Raw genomic sequence first — 22,731 nt, forward strand, 5'->3', positions numbered from 1 at the left:
CGCCTTGGCCACGGAAGAGCGGAATGTCTCCCACCACAACTCCATGATCGACCCGGGCGGGGGGCGGGGGCGGGGGCGGGGGGCGGGGGCGGGGTGTTTCGGGTGAGCTGTCTGGGGGTTGGACCGCCCGGCACGGGGGATCGGGCGGTCCCTGCGACGCATGCGGACCCGGGGGACGGGGAGCGGTGCCGCACTTCACAGTCTGGTGATCAGGCGACTACGGTCGGAAGGGTTTGGCCGCGTCGTCGTAGCCGCTCTGTTTCGGGTGGTGGCGGCTCTGGCGGTCGGCTGGAGTTGATCATCGGCGGGGTGGAGGGTGGCGCGGCATGGCCGATGGGCAGATGACGGCGGCGGCGTTCCTGGTCGCGGAGCTGCGGCGGGCGCGGGCTCGGCGGGGCTGGAGTCAGGACGAGCTGGCCCGGGCGGTCAACTACTCGGCGTCGATGGTCAGCGCCGTCGAGCTGGGCCAGCAACCGCCCACCGCCAAATACCTGGAACTCGTCGACCGCGCCCTCGACACCGGCGGCCTCTTCAGCCGCATGTCAACAGAGCTGGTCAGCCTTGACCGGGCGCAACCCTGGCTACGCGGCTGGCAGGCGATCTTCGAGCATGCGCGCACGCTCCGGTGGTATGAGCCGCGCTACGTGCCGGGGCTCTTCCAGACGGAGGCCTACGCGCGTGCGGTCTTCGAGGCTGGCGGCCTGCTCGCTCCGGATGAGGTCGACCGGCGACTGACCGCCCGGATGGATCGCCAGGAAGTGCTGCACAGCGACCGTGCGCCGCAGATCGTGGCGGTGTTGGATGAGGCCGTTCTGCGGCGACGGGTGGGCGAGCGGAAGGTGATGCGCGACCAGACGCTGCACCTGGCCGGCATCGCCACCGGCCACCCCCGGGTCCGGCTGCACGTGGTGCCGAGATCCGCGGAGGAGTATCCGGGGCTCGGTGGGCAGTTCGCGCTTGCCGTCCTGCCCGACGGCACGGAGGTGGCCTACCTGGACTGTCAGGTCCGTGGCCAAGAGCTGGACCAGCCCGCGGATCTGGCGCGGTTGCAGCGAGTCTGGGAGGTTACCCTGGGCGAAGCCCTGCCCCCGCAGGCGTCCATCGAGTTGATGCACGAGGTGGCCGAATCGTGGAGTTGACCGACGCTCGATGGCGAAAGAGCAGCCGCAGCAACCAGGACGCCAACTGCGTCGAGGTGGCTACGAACCTTGGGGGCGTCGTCGGGGTGCGAGACAGCAAGGACTCGGACGGGCCTGTGCTCGTGGTCGACGCGTACTCCTGGCGGCTCTTCGTGGCGGCGCTCCCGCGCTGACGCGACCGCACCGCGCGCGACGGCGCGCGGATCCTGAGGGATGATCCTCTCATGGGTGTGGATGGCCTCGACCTGCCTTCGACCGAGCGGTTGCGGTTGCGGCGGTTGACGGTGGCCGACGTGGACGCGCTGGTCGAGTTGGACAGCGATCCCGAGGTGATGCGTTTCCTCACCGGCGGTGTCGCGACGCCGCCAGCCATGGTCCGGGACGAGCAGTTGCCGAGGCTGCTCGCCCAGTACGAGCGGCATCCCGGGCTGGGCCGCTGGGCGGCGCTCGACCGGGGGACCGGCGACTTCCTGGGCTGGTTCGCGCTCGACCCGTCGGCGGACGGCACGGAGGCCGACCTGGGCTACCGGCTGCGCCGTTCGACGTGGGGGCGTGGCCTGGCCACCGAGGGGTCGCGGGCGCTGGTCCGGTACGCCTTCGAGACGGTCGGGGTGCGGCGGGTGTGGGCCGAGACGATGGCGGTCAACGAGCGGTCCCGGCGGGTGATGGTGAAGGCGGGGCTGCGCTACGTGCGCACCTTCCACCTCCAGTTCGACGACCCGATTCCGGGCACCGAGCACGGCGAGGTGGAGTACGAGTTGCGGGCCGACGCCTATCAGGAACGGCCGGCGGCCCGGCGCGCCCGGTAGGCGGTCACGGCGGCGCGGTTGCCGCAACCGGCCTCGCAGAAGCGCCGCGAGCGGTTGCGGGACAGGTCGATGACCACGTTGTCGCAGTCCGGGTACTCGCAGATCCGCAGCCGGCTCAGCTCTCCGGCCCGGACCAGGTCGGCCATGGCCATCGCCGCCTCCACCGCGATACGGGTCGCCAGGGGGGCGTCGCGGGGGACGGCGTGCAGGTGGTACGGCAGGTCGTCGTGCTCGATGAGCTGCGGCAACGCCTGGTGCTCCAGCAGTAGGCCGTTGACCACGGCGACGATCTCGGGCGGGTCGGCGTACCAGATGCGGCGCAGCCGGGGCCGCAGCTCACGGACGGCGCGCAACTCGGCGTCGGTGTGCTCGTGCCGACCGCTGTAGGCGTGCCGCAGGTAGAACGCGTCCAGTGCGGCGATGTCGGGCAGCAGTTCGCCGTCGCGGCCCGCCGTGTTGACGAGCGCGGCGGCGGCGATCAGCGAACACTCGGTGTCATGAGTGAAAAGCATCTTGACTCCTGTCACAGACTCCGCCTAGCGTCATGAGCACAAGGATAGTTTGCTCATGACACCCATGCCGTTCCGAGGAGCGCGAGATGCATTCACGACCCGCCGCAGGCGTTGCGCTGGCGCTGCTGTCCGCGGTCACCTTCGCCACGTCGGGCACCTTCGCGCGGTCGCTCATCGAGGCCGGCTGGTCGGCCGAGTCCGCCGTCATCGCCCGGGTCGGCATCGCCGCCCTGGTGCTGGCGCTCCCCGCCCTGCTGTCGCTGCGCGGCAGGTGGCACGTGCTGCGCAGCAATGGCACGGCCATCGGGCTCTTCGGGTTGCTCGGGGTCGCGCTGGCCCAGGTCTGCTTCTTCAACGCCGTGCGCTACCTGCCGGTCGGCGTCGCGCTGCTCCTGGAATACCTCGGCATCATCCTGGTCGTCGGGTGGATGTGGCTGCGACACGGGCAGCGTCCCCGCCGGCTCACCGTGGCCGGCGCGGTTGCCGCCCTGGCCGGGCTGGTGTTCGTGCTCGACCTCGCCGGCACCGCCGGCTTCGACCCGGTCGGTGTGCTCTGGGGGCTCGGTGCCGCGTTCGGCCTGGCCGGCTACTTCGTGCTCGCCGGTCGCGTCGACCCCCGGCTGCCCTCGGTCGCCCTGGCCAGCGGCGGGATGGCCGTCGGCGCCGCCGTGCTGCTCCTGATCGGGCTGACCGGTCTGCTGCCGCTGCACGCCACCTTCGGTGCGGTCACCTTCGCCGGGCAGCGCACCAGCTGGCTGCTGCCGATCGCCGGGCTCTCCCTGGTGGCGGCCGTCGTCGCGTACCTCTCCGGGGTCGCCGGCACCCGGATCCTCGGCCCCCGGCTGTCGTCGTTCCTGGGGCTGACCGAGGTGCTGTTCGCGGTGCTGATCGCCTGGCTGTTCCTGAACGAACTGCCCACCGGCTGGCAACTGTTCGGTGGCGCGCTGATCGTCGCCGGGGTCGCGCTGGTGCGCCTCGACGAACTGCGCGGCGCACCGGTGCCGGCCACGCCCGAGCCCGCGCTCGCGGCCCGGTGAGACAGTGATGCCGTGCTGACCCACGTGGTGTTCGACGCCGACGAGACTCTGCTGGATCTACGCCCGGCGGTGACCGGCGGCCTGGTAGCCGTCCTCGACGAGATGCGGCGGCGCGCACCCGCCGCGGCCGGGGTGTCGCTCGCCGAACTGGAGTCGGACTGGGGCGCGGTCTTCGGCGAGCTGAGCGCCGCCCCGGTGATGGAGATCCGCCGTGCCGCCCTCGCCCGGTCGCTGGCCCGAGCCGGCCTCGACGACCACCTGGACGAGATCGCCGCCCTCTTCTTCGCCCGGCGCTTCGCCCTCACCCGGCCCTTCCCGGACGCCGTACCGGCGCTGGCCACCCTGCGCACCCGGTACGCGCTGGGCTTCGCCACCAACGGCAACAGCCGCGCCGAACGCTGCGGGCTCGCCGGAGAGTTCGCCTTCGAGGTGTACGCACACGAGAACGGCCTGCCCAAGAAGCCCGCCCCGGAGTTCTACGCCGCGGTGGTCGCGGCGGCCGGCGTCCCCGCCGGGCAGATCGTGTACGTCGGTGACTCGTGGGAGCACGACGTGGTGGCACCCCGGCGGGCCGGCTTGCGGTCGGTGTGGTTGAACCGAAACGGCCAGTCGCGCCCGGCCGGGTTCACGCCCGACGCCGAGGTGTCCACCCTGGCCGACCTGCCAGCGGTCCTGTCGGACGTGCCGGTAGTCCTGCCGAACGTGCCGGTAGTCCTGCCGAACGTGCCGGGCGGGTCGTCCGACCTGGTGGAAGCCGGCATCGAGCTGGGGTGGCCGGCTTCGAAGAGTCGGTCTTCAAGCAGTGCAAGGCCAACGGTGAGTGCGGCTACTACACCTACCTCCAGGGCACGTCGATGGCGTCCCCGCACGCCGCCGGCGTCGCCGCGCTGATCGTCAGCCGGTACGGCAAGACGCAGGGTCGGGCTGGCTTCGGGATGTCCCCGGACCTGGTCGAGCAGCACCTGTACCGCACGGCCGCCGAGCACGCCTGCCCGGAGCCGCGCCTGCAGCAGTACCGCAACGAGGGCCGTGACGAGACCTACGACGCGTACTGCGCCGGTGGGGTCAACTTCAACGGCTTCTACGGCTACGGGATCGTCGACGCGTACGCGGCGGTGAAGACCCCGCTCAAGTCGAACGCCCGCCCGTAACAAGGCACCGCCTCGGGGCCCGGTCGACCACGGTCGGCCAGGCCCCGACCGCGTCCCGCCCCTTGATCGACTCGGATTCCTTGACGATGGGGTGTCAGGTTCCGTCGGACAGCGCGGTTTCCAGGAACCCGAGCTGGTCAGGCTCGGCCGGACTCGGGGGATCACCGCCGCCATCCGCGAGCGACCAGTGCGGCGCGTACCTCGCCGAGCAGCGCCGGGAACTCGGAGTGCAGACGGCGGCTGGTCACGTGCAGCACCAGCCAGCCCGCGCCGAGGAGCAGGTTGAGTCGGCGACGGTCCCGGTGCACCTGATCCGCGTCCGCATGCCACTGGCCGTCGTACTCGACCGCCACCCGGTACTCCCGCCACGCCAGATCGGGGTGCAGGACGACGCCGTTGGGCAGGCGCACCGGATGTCGGACGATCGGCCGCGGCAGCCCGCCGAGCACCAGCCGTACGCGCAGATGCGATTCCGGCGGACACTGCGCCCCGGGTTCGGCCAGGTCGAAGACCCACCGCGCCCGTCGCCCACCGTGCTGATGTGCGTTCCGGCCCGCAATCCCGGCCAGCGCGACGCGGTCGGTCAACCCCCGCCCGAGCAGCGAGTCGACGATCCCGACCGCGCGGACCGGATCGAGCCAGACGGCCGTCTCCCAGGCGGCTCGACCGGGGTCCGAGCGCGGGATCGGCCCGCCCGAGGCCCAGTTGGGCCGCACTGCGCCCGCCGGACCCGCTGTGCGCAGTGGGCGCGTCGCGCCTGCAGGGCGGGCCGTGCTTGGTGACCGAGCCGTGCCCGGCGGGCGAGCGATGCTCCGGGGGCGAGTCGTGTCCGGGTGACGGGTCGCCTCTGGTGGACGCGCCGCACCGGATGGGTGGGCCGCGCCAGGTGGGTGGGGCCTGCCGGTCGGGTGGGCCGCGCCGGTCGGGTGGGCCGCGCCGGTCGGGTGGGCCGCGCCGGTCGGGTGGGGCGCGCCGGTCGGAGCGCCCGCGACCGAGAGGATCTCGGCCGGGTGACTCGGCTCCGGGTCCGAGAGCGGGGTGAAGGCGTTGACGTGTACGCGGAGGCCACGCTGTGCGCCCACTCGCAACTGCCGGGGCACCAGGACGTGCACGTCGTCGGTGAAGGACGCGGCGTGTTCGATGCCGTGCAGGTAGGCGGCCGACGGGCCGCCGACCAGCACGCCTGGCGGTAGTCGGAGGAGGGTGGCACGACAGGCCAGGGCGTGGTCCCGTTCCAGCCGTGCGTCGGCGTAGATGTCGTGGCGCAGCCGCACCCAGGCGGCGCTACGCAACTGGTGCTCGGTGAGAAGGCCGTCCCGGACGGCGTCGGAGCCGCGGAAGACCTGCCAGGTCAGGGCATCGGGTCGGTGCGGACGAGGTGGCATGTCGAGCAGCGTGCCGGCTGCCGGTCGACCGCCGAAACCCCTGTGGACAACCCGGCCCGAGCCGTCCGCCGGCCCCTGTGGACAACCGCGGGCCGGCCCGCCGATCGTGGTATGGCACCGGCGGTGATCCACTCGCGTTCATGGAAGTCGTGCTGTCGTGAGCGCCGGGATGCCGCGTCTTCCATGAACCCGAGTCGATCAAGCGCGGGAGGCGGGCTGGCCGCGCGGCGGGCTGGCCGCGCGGCGGGTTGGGCGCGCGGTGGGCTGGCGCGCGGCGGGCTGGCGCGCGGCGGGCGCGCGGCCGGCGGGCGGGGCGGTCAGCGCAGGGCGGTGGCGACGGTGTCGGCGGCGGCCAGCACCTGCGGGCCGATCAGGTCGACGTCCAGTGGGGCGAGCGCGACCACGCCGACGCTCGCCTCCAGCCCGGGTACGCCGAGCACCGGCGCGGCCACCCCGTACGCCCCGGACTGCAACTCGCCGCTGCTGCTCACCGCCTCCGCCACCCCGGTCCGGCCGGCGAGGATGGCCCGTCCCGCGGCTCCCCGATCCAACGGATGCCGCGCCCCGGTCCGGTACGCGACGTGGAACGACGTCCAGCTCGGCTCGACCACGGCCAGGGCGACGCCCTCGCCGCCCTCGACCACGGTCAGGTGCGCGGTCGCGCCGGCCTGCTCGGCGAGCCGACGCAGGGCCGGCAGGGCACCCTCGGCGAGCAGCGGTTGGGCGCGCCGGGCCAGGTGCAGCACTCCGGCGCCGAGGCGGAGCCGCCCGTCGGCGTCGCGGCGCAGCATCCCGTGCCCGGTCAGCGGGCCGACCAGCCGGTACACGGCAGCCCGGCCGATCTCCAGCCGGGTCGCGGCCTCGGTGACGGTCAGCCCGCCCGGCGCGTCGGCGACCAGGTGCAGCAGCCGCAACCCCCGGTCCAGGGTCTGCGCCGTCTCCCCACCCCGCCCGGCGCCCGCGTCGACCGGGCCGGCGCCCGCGTCGACCCGGCCCGCAACGGCGTCGACCGGGGCAGCGGCCGTGTCGACCGGGCTGGCGACAGCGTCGTCCGGGCCGGCGCCCGTGTCGGCCCGGCCCGCGACGGCATCGGCGGACGCGCTGGTGCGGGCGGGTGGCTCACCGGAGCGTGCGGTCGCATCCACGCCTGGCAGCGTACGACCCGGCACCGGCGGACCCGGACAGGCGTGGACGGCTACCCTTGTACGGTGACGCTACGCATGTATGACACCGCCACCCGATCGGTGCGGGACTTTGTCCCGCGGGAAGCCGGCAAGGTGGGGGTCTACCTGTGTGGTCTCACCCTCCAGGCTCCGCCGCACATCGGTCACCTTCGCTCCGGCGTCAACTATGACGTGCTGCGCCGCTGGCTGCTGGCGGCCGGCTACGAGGTCACGTTCATCCGCAACCTGACCGACATCGACGACAAGATCCTGGTCAAGGCGGGCGAGCAGGGCCGGCCGTTCTGGTCGATCGCGTACGCCAACGAGTTGATCCTCGCCGAGTCGTACCGGGCGTTGAACGTGCTGCCGCCGACGTACGAGCCGCGCGCCACCGGGCACATCCCGGAAATGCACGAGCTGATCGCCAAGTTGATCACCGATGGGCACGCGTACCCGGCCACCGACGGCTCCGGTGACGTCTATTTCGACGTGGCGTCCTGGCCGGCGTACGGATCGTTGTCGGGTCAGTCCCCGGACGCCATGCAGTCGGCCGGCGACGCCCCCGACCGGGGTAAGCGGGATCCGCGCGACTTCGCGCTGTGGAAGGGCGCCAAGCCGGACGAGCCGGCGGACGCCTACTGGCCGTCGCCGTGGGGGCTGGGCCGGCCGGGCTGGCACATCGAGTGCTCGGCGATGTGCTGGCGGTACCTGGGCCCGGAGTTCGACATCCACGGCGGTGGCCTGGACCTGACGTTCCCGCACCACGAGAACGAGATCGCCCAGTCCCAGGCGGCCGGGTTGCCGTTCGCCCGCTACTGGGTGCATCACGGGCTGCTCAGCATCGGCGGGGCCAAGATGGGCAAGTCGGCGGGCAACGCGTTGGGCCTGGCGTACGTGGACTCGCTGGGGGTGCGGCCGGTGGAGCTGCGCTACTACTACGCCGCCGCCCACTACCGTTCGGTGATCGACTACTCGGAGGATTCGCTCCGCGAGGCGGCCACCGCGTACCGCCGGATCGAGGGTTTCGTGCAGCGGGCCGTCGAGCGGGTCGGTGCCGGGCAGCTCGGTGAGCTTCCGGCCGGCTTCGTCGCCGCCATGGACGACGACCTCAACACGTCCGCCGCCCTGGCCGTGCTGCAACAGCACCTCCGGGACGGCAACACCGCGCTGAGCGCCGGTGACGATGTGACCGTCCGCACCACCCTGGCCGTGGTGCGGGCAATGCTGGATATCCTCGGGATCGACCCCCTCGACCCGGCCTGGACCGGTGGCGGCCGCCCGGATGATCTGCGTGCCGTGGTGGACTCCCTGATCGCGCTGGCCCTGGAGCAGCGCGCGCAGGCCCGGGGCCGCAAGGACTGGGCCGCCGCCGACGCGGTACGCGACCAGCTCAAGCTGGCCGGCGTGGTGGTCGAGGACACCCCCCAGGGCCCCCGTTGGACTATTGGAGAGCAGGACTGATGGCCGGCAACTCGCAGCGCCGTGGCCGGCGACTGACGCCGAAGGCGGGTGCCCCCAAGGGCTCCGGCGGCAAGAACAAGGACTCCCTCGCCGGGCGGGGACGCACCCTGCCCGCCGACGAACGACCGTGGCACAAGGGCTACTCGGGCACCGAGAAGCTGCCTCAGCGGACGGCCTGGAAGCAGGACAAGGAGCGCCGGGCGGCGGCCGAGGAGGGGCGTGCCCCGAAGATCGGTCAGCCGGGCAGCAAGGACACCACCTGGGGCAAGGGTGGCGGTCGGGGCGTACCGGCCAGTCGGGGTGGTTCTGCCGGTCGGGGCGGCCGGCCCGCCGGCCGGACCGGTGGCCCGCGGGTCACGCCGGGGCGCAAGTCGAACCCCTCCAAGGACACCCCGGAGCTGCTGGTCGGGCGTAACCCGGTGCTGGAGGCACTGCGCGCCCAGGTGCCGGCGACGGCGCTCTACACCGCTCAGGGCATCGACATGGACGACCGGATCAACGAGATCATCCGGACGGCCGCCGACCGGGGCATCGCCAACCTGGAGATCAGCCGCGCCGAGCTGGACCGGATGACCGGTGGAGTGCTGCACCAGGGTGTCGGGTTGCAGGTGCCGCCCTTCGCGTACCAGCCGTTCGAGGACATGGTCGCCGCCGCCCTGGAGCAGCAGGCACCGCTGCTGGTCGCACTGGACGGGGTCACCGACCCACGCAACCTGGGTGCGGTGATCCGTTCGGCCGCCGCGTTCGGCGCGCAGGGTGTCTTCGTACCCGAGCGGCGGGCCGCCGGGATCACCGCGACCGCCTGGCGGACCAGCGCCGGCGCGGCCGCGCGGGTGCCGGTGGCGCAGGTGACCAACCTGACCCGGTCGTTGAAGGCGTGCCGCGACGCCGGCTTCATGGTGGTCGGCCTGGACGCCGACGGCGACACCGACCTGTACGACCTGGAGGCCGCCGTCGGTCCGCTGGTGGTGGTGGTCGGCTCCGAGGGGCGCGGGCTGTCCCGGCTGGTCGGGGAGACCTGCGACCTGACCGTCAGCATCCCGATGATCTCCGAGGTGGAGTCGCTCAACGCCAGCGTGGCCGCCGCGGTCACCCTGGCCGAGGTGGCCCGTCGGCGCGCCGTCGACCTGTAACGACATCGACGAGGGCCCCTTCCCGCCGTTCGCGGGAGGGGGCCCTCGTCGTCAAATCTGGTGGGTCCACGCGACGAAGAGCAGCGCCACCAGACCGAGGAGCAGGCTGAGCAGGGCGTGGCCGAGCACCGCGGCCGGGCCGGGTCGCCGGCCGGGCGCGGGTGTCGGCGGCATCGCGAGCAGTCCGGTACGCAGGGCACGCCAGCGCGCGGCGGCGCTACCGGCTCCGCCCAGCGGGGCGGTCACCAGCGCCAGCAGGGCGACCGGCACCAGCGTCGCGCAGTAGGCGAGGCTGCGCCCGGCCAGGCGGGCGATCCGGTACGGCCCGGAACGGCTGATCGGGTGAGCGGTGGCGGTCACGGCGTCTCCTCGGGTTCGGCGTGCCGTGACGGTACGAGCGCGCACGGCCCAGCCGGGTCACCCCGCAGAGCCATCTCCGTGCTGGCACCACAGGGTGAGAACCCACCGCCGGTATGACGAAAAGGGGCGGCCCGCCGAAGCGGACCACCCCTTTCCGGTACGGCGTTACGTCAGATCCGGCTGCCCGTGGCGGCGTGGAAGACGTGGCTGCGGCCGGTGCGCGGCTTGACGAACACGGTGTCACCCATGTTCGGCATGCTGCGCCGGTCGGTGCGGACGACGAAGCGCTCCGAGTTGCCACCCAGCGCGGCGTGGCCGTAGACGTTGGCGTCCGAGCCGAGGTCCTCGACCAGTTCGACGACGACCGGCATGCCGCCCTCGGTCGGGCTGACCAGGTCGCAGTCCTCCGGGCGGAAGCCCACCGTCACCTTGCCGTCGCCACCCTCGGCGCGAGCCGCCGCGACCTGCTCACGGGTGAGCGGGATCTGCAGCTCGGCGAACTCGGCACCCTGTTCGTTCAGCGAAACGGTCTTGATGTTCATGGCGGGAGAGCCCATGAAGCCGGCGACGAACACGTTGGCCGGGGTGTCGTAGAGCGCCCGCGGGGTGTCCACCTGCTGGAGGACACCGTCGAGCAGCACCGCGACCCGGTGACCCATGGTCATGGCCTCGACCTGGTCGTGCGTGACGTAGACCGTGGTGACGCCCAGCTTGGCCTGCAGCGACGCGATCTGCGTACGGGTCTGCACGCGCAGCTTGGCGTCGAGGTTCGACAGCGGCTCGTCCATGAGGAAGACCTGCGGCTCGCGGACGATCGCGCGGCCCATCGCCACACGCTGACGCTGACCACCGGAGAGCGCCTTCGGCTTGCGGCTGAGGTACTCCTCCAGCTGGAGCAGCCCGGCGGCCTCCTTGACCCGACGGTCGATCTCCGACTTCGAGGTCTTGCGCAGCTTGAGGGCGAACGCCATGTTCTCGTACACCGTCATGTGCGGGTAGAGGGCGTAGTTCTGGAAGACCATCGCGATGTCGCGGGCCTTCGGGGGGAGGTGGGTCACGTCGCGCTGGTCGATGTAGATCGAGCCCGCGTCGACGTCCTCCAGGCCGGCGAGCATCCGCAGGCTGGTGGACTTGCCGCAACCGGAGGGGCCGACCAGGACGAGGAACTCGCCGTCGCCGATCTCGAGGTCCAGCTCGTTGACGGCGGGACGCTCGGTGCCCGGGTAGATCCGGGACGCCTTGGAATAGGTGACCGTAGCCATGGTGAAGCGCTTCCTTTCACCGGCAGGAACGTGCCGGACGATCCGAGTGAAGGAGCGACCGGCACGTGTCCGCGCCGGTCAGCGGACGGCGGCCCGGTCGCGGGGGCGGCCCGGGTTGTCGTCCGTGTGACTGAACCGTAAACGGGTTTCCCCGCGCTGCCAAGGCGGGGGATCCTCGAACGCGCCAGACCGTCTACGCATTCCGGTCACTCGGGCACGGTCGGACATCAATCGACGCCCCGGGAAACCCCCGGGCGTCGGGTTGTTGACGTTTCCCGTGCTCGGGAGCCCTCGCGAGCGGGATACCCGGACGTCACTCGCTATGCTGACCACGACACACGCGCCCCTGTAGCTCAGCTGGCCAGAGCACTCGCCTTGTAAGCGAGATGTCGCCGGTTCGATCCCGGCCGGGGGCTCCAATTCCACCAGGCATTCCCAAGCGGCGCTGCCCGCGTCGACCGGTTGACAGCAACGGGACTCACGGGAGTTCCCACCGAGCGCCTGAACGAGCGTGGCGAACGGAGTAGGGCGGGGGGCCGATGAGTCGCGCGGTGGAGGAGTCGAACCGGGCGATGCTGCGTGCCCGCGACGCGATGGATCGGGCGTACGCCGAGCCGTTGGACATTCCGGCGCTGGCGCGGATCGCCCTCGTCTCGGAGTCCCATTTCATCCGTACCTTCCGGGCCACCTTCGGTGAGACCCCGCACCGTTACCTGCAACGTCGGCGGGTGGAGCGGGCGATGGCGTTGCTGGTGGAGACCGACCGGGACGTGACCGACATCTGCTACGCCGTCGGCTTCAGCAGTCTGGGCACGTTCAGCCGGACGTTCCGGCAGATCGTGGGTGAGTCGCCCTCCGATTTCCGCCGTTCCCGCGCCGCCCCGGCGAACGTGCCGTCGTGCTTCGCGAAGGCCTGGACGCGACCAAGTAGTTTTGGATAAGCAGCAGGTCAGGGGAGACCTCTAGCGTCATGGGCATGACGATGAACGCGATCAGCCGCTCCCAGATCTACGTCCTCGACCAGGACGAGGCGCTCGACTTCTACGTGAACAAGCTCGGCATGGAGGTCAACACCGACCAGGACCTCGGTTTCATGCGCTGGTTGACGGTCAACCTGCCCGGCGACCCGGAGCGCGAGATCCTGTTGGAGAAGCCCGGTCCGCCGGCGCTGGACCCGGCCACCGCCGAGCAGGTCCGGGAGCTGCTCACCAAGGGCGCCCTGGGTGGGTACCTCTTCATGACCACCGATGACGCGCGCAAGACGCACGAGGATCTCGTCGCGAAGGGCGTCGAGATCACCGACGAGCCGACCGAGCGTCCCTACGGGATCGACTTCGGCATCCGGGATCCGTTCGGCAACCGGATCCGCATCGGCCAGATGTTCCCGCGGGCGTAGCCGGCCGATTATTGCGGTGTCGGGAGGTGCGGGGTCAACCCCGCACCTCCCGTTGTGTTGGGGTGGGGGGCATGATCACCCGCCTGTTGTATCTGGCCCGACACGGTGAGCAGGACCTGACCGAGATGGGGGAGCCGGCCGTCGCGGAGCCGGACACCGGCCTGACGGAACGGGGCCGGCGGCAGGCCACGTTGCTCGGCGAGCGGCTGCGGGGCCACGCGTTCACCGCCGTACACCACGGGCCGTTGCGCCGGGCCGCGGAGACCGCCCGCCTGGTCGCGGCGTCGCTGCCGGGGGTTCCGGTGTACGAGACGGAGCTGGCCGGTGACCACCTCCCGCAGACACTGATCCGGCTGGCCTTCCCCCGGCGTACGCCAGTTTCCTGGCCCAGTTCACGGCGGCCGAGCGGGCCGACGGGCCGCGCGTGACGGCGGCGGCGGTGCGGCGGTTCACCGGCCCGGTCGCTGCGGAAGCCGACGGCGGCGAGCCGGTTCGCGAGCTGCTCGTGACGCACACCTTCCTGATCGGCTGGCTGGTCCGGCAGGCCCTCGACGCGCCGGAGCGGCGTTGGCTGGGCGTGAATTCGCACAACGCGGGGCTGACCGTGATCCGGTACGGGCCGGCGGGCCCGCCGACCCTGGTCGCCTTCAACGATGTGGCGCACCTGCCGTCGGAGCTGCGGGGCACCGGCCTGCCGGCGGACTACCTGGTCTGATCCCGGGCGGTCAGTCGGTGGCCCGCAGGATCAGATCGACCAGGGCGCGGGTGGCCGGTGGTGGGGTCACCTCACTGGGGCAGTCGATGTACCCGGTCTCGATGGTGCCGACGGTCAACCGGTAGCTGAACGCGTCCGCGCACCCGCTCGGGGTGGCGGTCTGGCGTGCCTCGGCGGCCAGACGGGGGTCGGCGACGAGCCCGCCCAGCCGGCCGAGGTCGGCGGTGCCGAGCTGGCCGGTACGCCGGCTGCCGGCCCGGTCCACGGCCGTCCACCGCCCGTCGGGCTCGATGGTGACGGCGTCACCGCGCCCGGCGAAGCCGCCGGAGCGCCGCAGCATGACCTGGGGTGCCACCGCGCGGGTGGTCGGAGCGATCGTGGGGGCGATGGTCGGCGGGGTGCCGGTGGTCGTGCCGGTCGGGGTCGGGCCGAGGGTGCCGGGTGACTGGCTCGAGGGGCTGCCGCCCCGGTCGGTGCCGGTGCAGCCGGACAGGAGGGCCACCAGGAGCGCGATGGTAACGCCGGTTGTCGAGGCGGGTCTCATGTCCGTCGGACGCACGACACCGGACGTGGGTTCCCTCGTCACGGCACTCATCCGTTCGGCCAGTGTCGATGTCTGGGAGCGTTCCAAGCCTTCTCTTTTGCTCAACACATAGCTATATCTACATGCGTGACTACCCCCGTCACACTCTTCTCCTTCCAGGAGGGCATGTGAAACGACCCATCGCCGCCGTCAGCGCAGCGCTGCTCACCAGCGGCCTGCTGACCTGTGTCGCCACCGCGGCGCACGCGGCTCCGCCCACCGCCCCCGCGCCGGCTCAGGCGGCAACCGTCCTACGGACGAACCCCGGTGCCGTCCAGGGTTCAAGCGCCGAGTCCTACCAGGTGCACAGCACCAAGGTGGACGTCACCGGCGCCGCCCACACCCGCTACACCCGGACCTACCAAGGGCTGCGGGTGTACGGCGGTGACTTCGTCATCCACACCGCGCCGAACGGCACGTACGCCGGCAGTTCGGTCGGCCTGGTCGCGCCGTTGACCCTCGCCACCACGGCCAAGGTCACCGCGGGCGCGGCGAAGAAGGCCGCCCGCGCCGGGTTCACCGGCAAGGTCGAGGCCGTGGGCGCCCCGGAACTGTTCGTCGACGCCAGCTCCGGCACGGGCCGACTGGCCTGGGAGACCGTGGTCAGCGGCTGGCAGCCCGACGGGCAGACCCCGTCCCGGCTGCACGTGATCACCGACGCCACCACCGGCGCGGCCGTCGGGTCGTACGACGAGATCGAGTCGGTGGTCGGCAGCGGCCAGGGCATCTACACCGGCACGGTCAGCATCGACACGACGCTCTCCGGCAGCACCTACCAAATGATCGACCCGTCGCACGGCAACGGCCGTACCTGCGACATGAACAACGGCACGTCCACCTGCACGACCTTTACCGACGCCGACAACGCGTGGGGCAACGGCGCCAACTCCAACCGGCAGTCCGCCGCCGTCGACGCCCACTTCGGCGCCGCGAAGACGTTCGACTACTACAAGAACGTGCACGGCCGCAACGGCATCTTCGGCAACGGCAATGGCGTGCCGAGCCGGGTGCACTACGGCACCAACTACGTCAACGCGTTCTGGGACGGGTCCCAGATGACCTACGGCGACGGCTCGGGCAACTCCCGCCCGCTCGTCTCGCTGGACGTGGCCGGGCACGAGATGAGCCATGGTGTCACCGAGGCGCTGTCCGGCCTGGTCTACTCCGGTGAGTCCGGCGGCCTCAACGAGGCCACCAGCGACATCTTCGGCAACATGGTGGAGTTCTACGCCGCCGCGCCGAGCGACCCGGGTGACTACCAGGTCGGCGAGAAGATCAACATCAACGGCAACGGCACGCCGCTGCGATACATGTACAACCCGTCGCTGGACGGCGCGTCCGACAGCTGCTGGTCCACCAGCACCAAGAACAAGGACGTGCACTACTCCTCCGGCGTCGCCAACCACTTCTACTTCAACCTCGCCGAGGGCACCGGCGCCACCGCGTACGGCACCTCACCGGTCTGCGGTTCCGCCCCCGCGGTGACCGGCATCGGCCGGGCCAAGGCCGAGAAGATCTGGTTCCGGGCGCTGGACGTCTACTTCACCTCCAACACGGCGTACGTCAACACCAGCAACCCGGCGAACACCGCGCGGGCCTACAGCCTGCGCGCGGCCACCGACCTGTACGGCAGCTGCTCCACCGAGTACAAGACCGTGCAGGCCGCCTGGACCGCGGTGAACGTGGCCGGCAACGACGCGCCCTGCTCGACCGGCAACGACTTCTCCGTGTCGCTGTCGCCGACCGCCGGCTCGGTGAACCCGGGCAGCTCGGCCTCCACCACCGTCTCGACCGCCACCACCAGCGGCTCGGCGCAGACGGTGACGTTCTCCGCGTCCGGACTGCCCAGCGGGGCGAGCGCCGCGTTCAGCCCCGCCTCGGTGACCTCGGGCGGCTCGTCCACCCTCACCATCAGCACGTCGGCGAGCACGCCTCCCGGCACGTACTCGGTGACCGTCAACGGCGCCGGCTCGGTCACCCGGACCGCGACCTACACGTTGACCGTGAACGGAACCGGGGGCGGCTGCACCGCGCCGGGGCAGAAGCTGGCCAACCCGGGCTTCGAGTCCGGCGCGACCGGTTGGACGGCCACCTCCGGAGTCATCACCAGCTCCAGCAGCCAGGCGGCCCGCACCGGGTCGTGGAAGGCGTGGCTGAACGGGTACGGGACCAGCCACACCGACACGCTCGCCCAGTCGGTGGCCCTGCCGGCGGGCTGTACGTCGTACACGGTCAGCTTCTGGCTGCACATCGACTCGGCCGAGACCACCACCAGCGTCGCGTACGACACGCTGCGCGTTCAGGTGCTGAACCCGTCCGGGACGGTGCTGGCCACGCTGGCGACCTACTCGAACCTGAACAAGGCCACCGGCTACAGCCAGAAGTCCTTCTCCCTGGCCGCGTACGCCGGCCAGACCGTCAGCCTGAAGTTCACCGGCACCGAGGACGCCTCGCTGCAGACGTCCTTCGTGGTCGACGACACCGCCCTCACCGTCTCCTGACCTGACCGTCGCACCGGCCCGGCGGCCTCCCCTCGGAGGCCGCCGGGCTCGCGCCGGGCCACGCTGCGTCAGCAGCACGGCCGTGCCGGGTGTGACCTGACCGATCGCCGCCCGGCTCGCGCCGTTATGGTCGCGGCACCGGCGCACGACGCCGGGGGCCAGATCGGCGGCGTCGGACGTGCGGCGCGGGAAGGGGTGGACGTGTCGGACGCGACGTTGACCGTCGAGGTGGCCGGACCGGTCGCGACCGTGGTGATGCACAACCCGGCTCGTCGTAACGCGATGACCGCGGCCATGTGGCGGCAGCTTCCCGACCTGCTCGACCGGCTGGAACCCGACCCAGGCGTACGGGCGGTGGTGCTCACCGGAGCGGGCGACACCTTCTGCGCCGGTGCCGATCTCGGCGACCTGGCCGAGCTGCTGGACGCCGGCGACACCAGCATCGCGGTGGCCGCCGAGGAACGGCTCGCTCGCTTCGCCAAACCCACCGTGGCCGCCATCCGGGGCGCCTGTGTCGGAGGTGGCGCCCAACTCGCGGTCGCCTGCGACCTACGTATCGCCGCCGACGACGCCCGGTTCGGCGTACCCCCGGCCCGGCTCGGGCTGGTCTACCCGGCGCCGACCACCCGGCGGCTGTCCCGGCTGGTCGGTCCGTCCGCGGCGAAGCACCTGCTGTTCACCGCCGAGCTGATCGACGCCGAACGTGCCCTGCGGATCGGCCTGGTCGACGAGGTGCTGCCGGGCGACCGGCTCGCCGCGCGGCTGGACGACCTCACCGCCACGATCGCCCAGCGCTCGCCGCTGAGCATCGCCGCGGCCAAGGAGATCATCGACGACCGGGCCGGACCGGCGCGGATCGCCTGGTGGCACCGCAAGGTCGCGGACAGCGGTGAGGCCCGGGAGGGCGTGGCGGCCGTCGCCGAGCGCCGCGCACCCCGCTTCGCCTGGCAGGCGCCCACCGGCGGCTGAACGCGCAGGCACCGCGGCCGGAGTTTCAGCCATTGCGAAACCTCGATCCCGGGTGGTGTCGGGCCGGGGTGGTACGGCAGGCTGTCGGTCGTGCAGCGTGATCGGTTGCTTGCGGGCCGCTACCGGCTCCTGGAGCGCCTCGGCAGCGGCGGCATGTCCGAGGTGCACCGGGCGTACGACGAGGTGCTCGAACGGGACGTGGCGGTGAAGGTGCTCGTCGCCTCGGACGTCGCCGCCCGACAGCGGATCCGGGCTGAGGCCAAGGCGGCCGGCCGGTTGTCGCATCCGCATGTCACCAGCGTCTACGACTTCGGGGAGTCGCTTCTCGACGGAGTGCAGGTTCCGTTCGTGGTGCTGGAGCTGCTCAGCGGCACCACCCTCGAACAACGGCTGGCCACCGGCCCACTGCCACCCCTCGCCGGGCTGCGGGTCTGCGCCGAGGTGGCGTCGGCGTTGGAGGCCGCGCATGCCCAGGGGCTGGTGCACCGCGACATCAAGCCGGGCAACGTGATGCTCACCCCCACCGGCGCCAAGGTGCTCGACTTCGGCATCGCGGCCGCCGTCGGCGATCCGGAGGTCGACTTCGAGGGGCGGCTGCTGGGTACGCCGGCCTACCTCGCGCCGGAGCGGCTGGCGGCCGGCGAGGTGTTGCCGGCCTGCGACGTGTACGCCCTCGGCCTGCTCCTGCACCGGACGCTCACCGGTCGGCTGCCCTCGGCCACCGAGGCGCAGGCCGGGATGCTGCCCGCCCACGTCCACGTCGAGCCGGCCCCGCTGCCCGAGATCGACGGCGTGCCGGCGGAGATCCACCGGCTCTACCGCTGGTGCCTGGCCGGCGACCCCGCCGACCGGCCACCGGCCGCCGAGGCGGCCCGCATCCTGGGCGTCGCCGCCAGCGGGCCGGCGGCGGGTGGACCGGTCGCCCCGGGCGGGGCGAGCGTGGTCGCGGCCCGGTCCACGGACAACGAAGGGCAGCCGGGGCGTACCTCCTCCTGGCGACGGCGGCGGGCCGTGCTGGCGGTCGTGGGGGCGGTGGTCGCGGCCCTGGCGGCAGCCGGATCGCTCGGTGACTCCCGTACGCATCGGCACGACGCGGGTACCCCGCGAACCGGCATCGGATCGGAAGGCACCACCACCGTCGGGCTGCCACGGACCGTTGAGCAGCCCGACCAGGCCGACACCCGAGCACCCGCCAGTCCGTCGGCCGGGAACGCCCCGGTCGCCCCCCGGACCGGCCCCCCGCCCGGTTCGGTCGGCACGTCGACCCCGAGCCCGACCGTCAGCCCTCCGGGACCGACCCGACCCGAGGTCACGCCCACACCCACCGAGCCGGTGGGCGTGCCGGTGGACGCCCGCGGCGGGACGGTCACCGTCCGCTGCCAGGAGGGGTCGGCCGAGGTGCTCGCGGTGAGGTTGGCACCCGGCTACGAGGCCGAGGCGTACGACCCGGGCCCGGCGAAGCAGGTCCAGGTCCAGTTGACCTCCGCCGAGAACCGCAGCGAGATCCGGGTGCACTGCGCCAGCGGCAGCCCGAAGCCGAAGGTGAAGGAACGGTCCGCCTGACCGGGGGCCGGCGGGTGCCGCGCCGGGGCGTACCCCCGGACACGGCCCCCCGTTCCCGCCGGCCGGTCGGTCACCGCCCGGCCAGCGCCGCCCAGCCCGGGTTGACCGGCTCCCGGCGGAGCGGCATGCCCGCCTCGGCCGGCGTACGGTCGCCCTTGCGCTGGTTGCAGGCGTAGCAGGCGGCGGTGGTGTTCCGCCAGGTGTTCCGGCCGCCGCGCGAGCGGGGCAGGATGTGGTCGATGGTCGACGCCGGGCCGCCGCAGTGCGCGCAGCACCGATCGTCGCGGCGCAGCACCCCGGCCCGGGACCAGGCGGGCCCGGCGCTGAACCGCCACCGGGTGACCACGTAGCGGACCAGCCGCACCACCCGGGGCATCGGGAAGACCCCGATCACCTGGTCCGGCTCCGCCTCGTGGATCTCCGCCACCCGGCGGCAGAGCATCCGGATGGCGTGCTGGACGGAGACCCGGTGCAGCGGGCCGAGGTCGGCGTTGATGACGAGAACGGCGTCCACCGGGACTCCTTTCGACAGATGGTGACGGACAGCGAAGAGCCGCCCGGTCCGGCTGACGGACGGGCGGCTCGGCGCGTACGGGTACGCGTCAGTCGGGCCGGCCCGCCCGAGGTCCTTCCGCCCGGCAACCATCGCCGGGCAGCGTCGACGGCACGTTGGTGACGTGCGACTTCGTCATGAGCTGCTCCCGCGGCGGGTGGTTGACCTTGCGTGATCACGGTAGGTCGGGGCGGGACAGGGGGGCAACGTATTTCGATCGGCTCCCCGGCTCCTCCGGGCGGCGCTGCCGCCGCGCGGTGACCCCCGCCGCGCGGCGGACGGCGGTCAGGGGCCGATCGAGCCGCAGGGCCATCCGTGCGGTGAGTTCGCTGTCCAGCAGCGGTCGGTTGACCTCTCCGGCGACCGCCAGCGCCGGGCCGGAGACGGATCGCCAGATGGCGGCGATCCCGGCGCCGAGGCCGAGCAGGGCCACGGTGGCCCGGGCGGTCGGTGAGCCGGCCGCGGCGGCGGCGCTCACCCCGACGACGGCGAAGAGCACCACCAGCAGAGGCACCAGCACCGGCCAGAAGATGCCCCGTGCCGCCTGCGCCACCAGCCGCCGGTCCCGGATGATCAGGTTCCGGGCGACCACCGCGTAATCCTCCTCGTCGAGCAGGTCGCGCGGATGCAGACCGCCGGTGAGCACGCCGCGCCACAGGTCACCCTGGTTGCGCAGCTCGCGGCTCAACTCGGCGGGCGAGGGCTCGGTCGGGTCGCCCCGGCCGGAGCGTTCCACCGCGACCGCCCAGGCGGCCAGCGAGCGGCGTACGACGGCCGCCGAGTACGGCGGCAGCACGGTGGCCAGCTCGTCCAGCCACCGGCTGATCTGGACCTGCCGGCCGTTGAAGCGCCGCAGCAGTTCGGTGGCGTCGCCGGGCCGGACCGTGTCGGCCAGGGACCGGCCGAGCCGGTAGGCCAGACCGACCCGCAGGTTGGTGGCCATCGTCCACCGCAGCACGTCCACGTTGAGGTCGTCGAGGGCGAGCAGCAGCGGTTCCGTGTCGGTGGTGCCGGACGTTCGCAGGTCGGGCAGCCGGTCTAGGTCAGGTAGCCGGTCCAGGTCGGGCAGCCGGGCGCGGGCGGCGGCCGTGTCGGGCAGGGGTCCGTTGTGCCGGGTGAGCGCGGCGATCTGGGCCAGCGCGACGTCGACCCCGTCGAGGTACATCCGCATCCGGCGGGGTGTGGACATCTCGGTCAGGTTGGAGAGTTTGGCCGGTGGGCGGGGCGGGGCGGTCGGGGCGGGCTGGGCGTTGCGCCCGTGGTGGTACGCGTCCGCCATCCACCAGCCCAGGCGCAGGGCGGTGACGACGCAGGCGCGCTCGTCGCGGATGAGGGGGTACGCGTCGTCCCGGCCGGCCTGCTCGGCGGGCGGTCCGCTCTGGGCGCCGGCACGGTGCAGTGGTGACATCTCCGCTGCCCTCCCGCCCGACCGATCGACAGATGATCAATCGAGCGTACGGCAGCGTACCGCCGCTTATAGAGGCTTTTGTCGGTTTCGCTTGTCCCGCCCGGCCAGCAGTCCCCGCGGCCGGATCGAGCGCACCGGCTCGGCCGCGCCGCCCTCCGCGCGCAGGATGTGGTTCGCGGCGATGATGCCGGTCGCCGCGGACCGCTCCATCAACGCGCTCGGGAAGTCCGTGCCGATGCCGTCGCCGGCCAGGTAGAGGCCGGCGGCGTCGGTGCGTACCCCCGGTCGCCAGGCGTGGCTGCCCGGCGTGAAAGCCGGCGCCTGCGCCTGGACCCGGGCCCGCAGCTCCCGGACCCGCAGGCCGGCGACCTCCGGCCAGAGCGTGACCAGCTCGCGGCGCATCCGCTCGGCCAGCTCCGCGGCCGGCACGTCGGGCTCGCAGGCGTACGCGTGCAGCTCGATCACCGATCCCCCGGTCTGCCGCGCCCAGCGCCGCGACCCGTTCTCCAGCCGGTGATAGAGCGTCACCGAGTCCAGAGTGGGCTGCCGGGACACGCCGCTGAACACCGCTCGGCCGGCGGCGACGTCCCCGTCGCACCAGTACCGCGCGACCGCGTACGGCGGACCGGGCGCGCCGAACGCGGGCATCCGCGCCACCAGCTCCGGTGCCTGCGTGACCAGGTCGGGGGAGGCCGCGACCAGCGCGGCGAGCGCCGGCGGGTCGACGGCCAGCACGACGTGGCCCGCCGGATGGCTGCCGCCGTCGGTGGTCGTCACCCGCCAGCCGTCCGCGTCGCGGTGCACGCCGGTCGCGGCGGCGCTGGTGAGCACCCGGCCGCCGTGCTTCTCCACGTGCCGGGTCAGCGGCTCCCAGATCGCGGTCGCATAGTCCTCGTCGGGGCAGTCGAAGGCCAGCCCCTCCGGGTTGCCGAGCAGGTAGAAGTGGAACTGGGCGACCATCTCGGCGGCCGACATCTCCGCCTCGTGGTTGAAGAACGAGTGCGAGAAGACCTCGAACAGCATGGCCCGCGCCCGGTCCGGCAGTCGCAGCGACGCCAGCAGCTCGTCCGCGGTCGCGTCGTCCAGGTCGGCGTAGGTGCGCACCGGGTCGTAGCTGAGCAGCGGCAGGGCGGCGTCCCGATCCATCAGACGCAGGTCGGCGAGGCGCAGGCTGGGGCTGCGCAGCAGCAGCGCGAGCAGGTTCGCCGGCGGTGCCGGCGGCAGCTTGCCGAACTCCTCGGTCGGCCACTCCCCGCTCAGGATCGGATAGCCCGGAATGGGCTTGAGGAAGCCCAGGTCGGGGTCGATCCGGCGGAGGATCGACCGCCAGTTGTAGTACTGCCGAAAGAACGCGTGGAAGCCGTGCTCGTTCTGCTGACTGCTGTCGGCCAGGGCCTCCGGCCAGGCGCCCAGCCGGCCGCCGAGGGTGGGCGCGGCCTCCAGCACCGTCACCGCGACGCCCCGCTCGGCCAGCACCACCGCCGCCGACATGCCGGCGATGCCACCACCCACCACCACCGCCGAGACCGGTCGCGGCACGCGGTCGGCGCCACCGCCGCCCGGGTCCACCTGGTGCTGGCGTACGCCGATGAGTCGACCCACCATGTGCGACAGCGCCACGAGAACCTCCC

General features: G+C 72.6%; 22 protein-coding genes, 1 tRNA gene and 2 pseudogenes. 16 read left to right on the forward strand and 9 right to left on the reverse strand.

Annotated elements, in window-relative coordinates:
• The first annotated feature begins 326 nt into the window (after positions 1 to 326).
• From AB0H52_RS18910 to AB0H52_RS18920, 3 genes are read left to right on the forward strand one after another with little or no spacing between them, the layout of a single operon-like run.
• The gene (locus tag AB0H52_RS18910) at positions 327 to 1,139 is read left to right on the forward strand and encodes a helix-turn-helix transcriptional regulator (protein WP_357948873.1); all 813 of its coding nucleotides are present in this window, start codon (positions 327 to 329) and stop codon (positions 1,137 to 1,139) included.
• A complete protein-coding gene (locus AB0H52_RS18915; RefSeq protein WP_151493165.1) occupies positions 1,130 to 1,312 on the forward strand; it encodes a DUF397 domain-containing protein in 183 nt (60 codons plus the stop codon). Before AB0H52_RS18910 ends, AB0H52_RS18915 begins: the two co-directional genes overlap by 10 nt.
• A gap of 51 nt (positions 1,313 to 1,363) precedes the next feature.
• Positions 1,364 to 1,948 carry a GNAT family N-acetyltransferase gene (locus AB0H52_RS18920; protein ID WP_357948876.1) on the forward strand — a complete coding sequence of 195 codons (585 nt, stop codon included), beginning with the start codon at positions 1,364 to 1,366 and terminating at the stop codon, positions 1,946 to 1,948.
• Here the strand turns inward: AB0H52_RS18920 and AB0H52_RS18925 are convergent.
• The gene (locus tag AB0H52_RS18925) at positions 1,915 to 2,460 is read right to left on the reverse strand and encodes a CGNR zinc finger domain-containing protein (RefSeq protein ID WP_151493163.1); all 546 of its coding nucleotides are present in this window, start codon (positions 2,458 to 2,460) and stop codon (positions 1,915 to 1,917) included. The two genes, AB0H52_RS18920 and AB0H52_RS18925, sit on opposite strands and share 34 nt — an antisense overlap.
• A gap of 86 nt (positions 2,461 to 2,546) precedes the next feature.
• Here AB0H52_RS18925 and AB0H52_RS18930 point away from each other — a divergent pair, with 86 nt between their 5' ends.
• From AB0H52_RS18930 to AB0H52_RS18940, 3 genes and pseudogenes are all read left to right on the forward strand, one after another.
• Positions 2,547 to 3,497, forward strand: coding sequence for a DMT family transporter (locus tag AB0H52_RS18930; protein ID WP_151493162.1), 951 nt, complete (start codon positions 2,547 to 2,549; stop codon positions 3,495 to 3,497).
• A 12-nt stretch (positions 3,498 to 3,509) separates the two neighbouring features.
• Positions 3,510 to 4,172 (forward strand): annotated as a pseudogene (locus tag AB0H52_RS18935) (HAD family hydrolase); the annotation flags it as partial.
• Positions 4,173 to 4,288: 116 nt separating this feature from the next.
• Positions 4,289 to 4,648: pseudogene (locus AB0H52_RS18940) on the forward strand (S8 family serine peptidase); the annotation flags it as partial.
• Between the two features lie 161 nt (positions 4,649 to 4,809).
• Here the strand turns inward: AB0H52_RS18940 and AB0H52_RS18945 are convergent.
• Both AB0H52_RS18945 and AB0H52_RS18950 read right to left on the reverse strand, forming a co-directional pair.
• On the reverse strand, positions 4,810 to 6,033 hold the full coding sequence (locus AB0H52_RS18945; RefSeq protein ID WP_357948880.1) for a hypothetical protein: 1,224 nt from the start codon (positions 6,031 to 6,033) through the stop codon (positions 4,810 to 4,812).
• A 317-nt stretch (positions 6,034 to 6,350) separates the two neighbouring features.
• Positions 6,351 to 6,959 (reverse strand): helix-turn-helix domain-containing protein, encoded by a 609-nt coding sequence (locus AB0H52_RS18950; protein ID WP_357948970.1) that lies wholly within the window; start codon positions 6,957 to 6,959, stop codon positions 6,351 to 6,353.
• Positions 6,960 to 7,241: 282 nt separating this feature from the next.
• Here AB0H52_RS18950 and cysS point away from each other — a divergent pair, with 282 nt between their 5' ends.
• Both cysS and rlmB read left to right on the forward strand, forming a co-directional pair.
• Positions 7,242 to 8,657 carry a cysteine--tRNA ligase gene (gene cysS, locus AB0H52_RS18955; RefSeq protein ID WP_151490543.1) on the forward strand — a complete coding sequence of 472 codons (1,416 nt, stop codon included), beginning with the start codon at positions 7,242 to 7,244 and terminating at the stop codon, positions 8,655 to 8,657.
• Positions 8,657 to 9,790, forward strand: a complete 1,134-nt coding sequence (rlmB, locus tag AB0H52_RS18960; protein WP_151490542.1) for a 23S rRNA (guanosine(2251)-2'-O)-methyltransferase RlmB — start codon at positions 8,657 to 8,659, stop codon at positions 9,788 to 9,790. Before cysS ends, rlmB begins: the two co-directional genes overlap by 1 nt.
• 51 nt (positions 9,791 to 9,841) lie before the next feature.
• Here rlmB and AB0H52_RS18965 read toward each other — a convergent pair whose 3' ends face one another.
• Together AB0H52_RS18965 and ugpC are read right to left on the reverse strand one after the other, a co-directional pair.
• Positions 9,842 to 10,150, reverse strand: a complete 309-nt coding sequence (locus AB0H52_RS18965) for a hypothetical protein (protein WP_151490541.1) — start codon at positions 10,148 to 10,150, stop codon at positions 9,842 to 9,844.
• A 170-nt stretch (positions 10,151 to 10,320) separates the two neighbouring features.
• Entirely contained in the window at positions 10,321 to 11,412 is a 1,092-nt protein-coding gene (ugpC, locus tag AB0H52_RS18970) for a sn-glycerol-3-phosphate ABC transporter ATP-binding protein UgpC (RefSeq protein WP_151490540.1), read from the reverse strand.
• 342 nt (positions 11,413 to 11,754) lie between these two features.
• On the opposite strand from ugpC, the gene AB0H52_RS18975 reads away from it, so the two are divergent.
• From AB0H52_RS18975 to AB0H52_RS18995, 5 genes are all read left to right on the forward strand, one after another.
• Positions 11,755 to 11,831, forward strand: a tRNA-Thr gene (locus AB0H52_RS18975).
• Positions 11,832 to 11,951: 120 nt separating this feature from the next.
• Positions 11,952 to 12,353, forward strand: a complete 402-nt coding sequence (locus tag AB0H52_RS18980) for a helix-turn-helix transcriptional regulator (RefSeq protein ID WP_151490522.1) — start codon at positions 11,952 to 11,954, stop codon at positions 12,351 to 12,353.
• Positions 12,354 to 12,388: 35 nt separating this feature from the next.
• A complete protein-coding gene (locus AB0H52_RS18985; protein WP_151490521.1) occupies positions 12,389 to 12,808 on the forward strand; it encodes a VOC family protein in 420 nt (139 codons plus the stop codon).
• A 71-nt stretch (positions 12,809 to 12,879) separates the two neighbouring features.
• Positions 12,880 to 13,236, forward strand: coding sequence for a histidine phosphatase family protein (locus AB0H52_RS18990; protein ID WP_357948885.1), 357 nt, complete (start codon positions 12,880 to 12,882; stop codon positions 13,234 to 13,236).
• Positions 13,233 to 13,523, forward strand: a complete 291-nt coding sequence (locus AB0H52_RS18995) for a histidine phosphatase family protein (RefSeq protein ID WP_357948888.1) — start codon at positions 13,233 to 13,235, stop codon at positions 13,521 to 13,523. The genes AB0H52_RS18990 and AB0H52_RS18995 overlap by 4 nt, the downstream gene beginning before the upstream one ends.
• Positions 13,524 to 13,533: 10 nt before the next feature.
• On the opposite strand, the gene AB0H52_RS19000 is transcribed toward AB0H52_RS18995, so the two are convergent.
• Positions 13,534 to 14,025: a protealysin inhibitor emfourin gene (locus tag AB0H52_RS19000; protein ID WP_192580307.1), complete on the reverse strand. Its 492-nt coding sequence runs from the start codon at positions 14,023 to 14,025 to the stop codon at positions 13,534 to 13,536.
• A 209-nt stretch (positions 14,026 to 14,234) separates the two neighbouring features.
• Between AB0H52_RS19000 and AB0H52_RS19005 the strand changes: the two genes are divergently transcribed.
• From AB0H52_RS19005 to AB0H52_RS19015, 3 genes are all read left to right on the forward strand, one after another.
• Positions 14,235 to 16,607 carry a M4 family metallopeptidase gene (locus AB0H52_RS19005; protein ID WP_151490518.1) on the forward strand — a complete coding sequence of 791 codons (2,373 nt, stop codon included), beginning with the start codon at positions 14,235 to 14,237 and terminating at the stop codon, positions 16,605 to 16,607.
• Positions 16,608 to 16,808: 201 nt separating this feature from the next.
• On the forward strand, positions 16,809 to 17,576 hold the full coding sequence (locus tag AB0H52_RS19010) for an enoyl-CoA hydratase/isomerase family protein (protein ID WP_151490517.1): 768 nt from the start codon (positions 16,809 to 16,811) through the stop codon (positions 17,574 to 17,576).
• Positions 17,577 to 17,666: 90 nt separating this feature from the next.
• On the forward strand, positions 17,667 to 19,139 hold the full coding sequence (locus AB0H52_RS19015) for a protein kinase (protein ID WP_357948892.1): 1,473 nt from the start codon (positions 17,667 to 17,669) through the stop codon (positions 19,137 to 19,139).
• 70 nt (positions 19,140 to 19,209) lie between these two features.
• On the opposite strand, the gene AB0H52_RS19020 is transcribed toward AB0H52_RS19015, so the two are convergent.
• The 3 genes from AB0H52_RS19020 to AB0H52_RS19030 all read right to left on the reverse strand — a co-directional run bounded on the left by AB0H52_RS19020 (position 19,210) and on the right by AB0H52_RS19030 (position 22,720).
• Complete coding sequence (locus tag AB0H52_RS19020; RefSeq protein WP_151493337.1) at positions 19,210 to 19,653, reverse strand: HNH endonuclease; 444 nt, start codon at positions 19,651 to 19,653, stop codon at positions 19,210 to 19,212.
• Between the two features lie 214 nt (positions 19,654 to 19,867).
• Positions 19,868 to 21,100, reverse strand: a complete 1,233-nt coding sequence (locus AB0H52_RS19025; protein WP_357948895.1) for a hypothetical protein — start codon at positions 21,098 to 21,100, stop codon at positions 19,868 to 19,870.
• 66 nt (positions 21,101 to 21,166) lie between these two features.
• On the reverse strand, positions 21,167 to 22,720 hold the full coding sequence (locus tag AB0H52_RS19030; protein ID WP_357948898.1) for an FAD-dependent oxidoreductase: 1,554 nt from the start codon (positions 22,718 to 22,720) through the stop codon (positions 21,167 to 21,169).
• Positions 22,721 to 22,731: the final 11 nt, after the last annotated feature.

The sequence above is a fragment of the Micromonospora sp. NPDC050695 genome, from assembly GCF_040654415.1.
In the GTDB taxonomy this organism is placed as follows: domain Bacteria; phylum Actinomycetota; class Actinomycetes; order Mycobacteriales; family Micromonosporaceae; genus Micromonospora.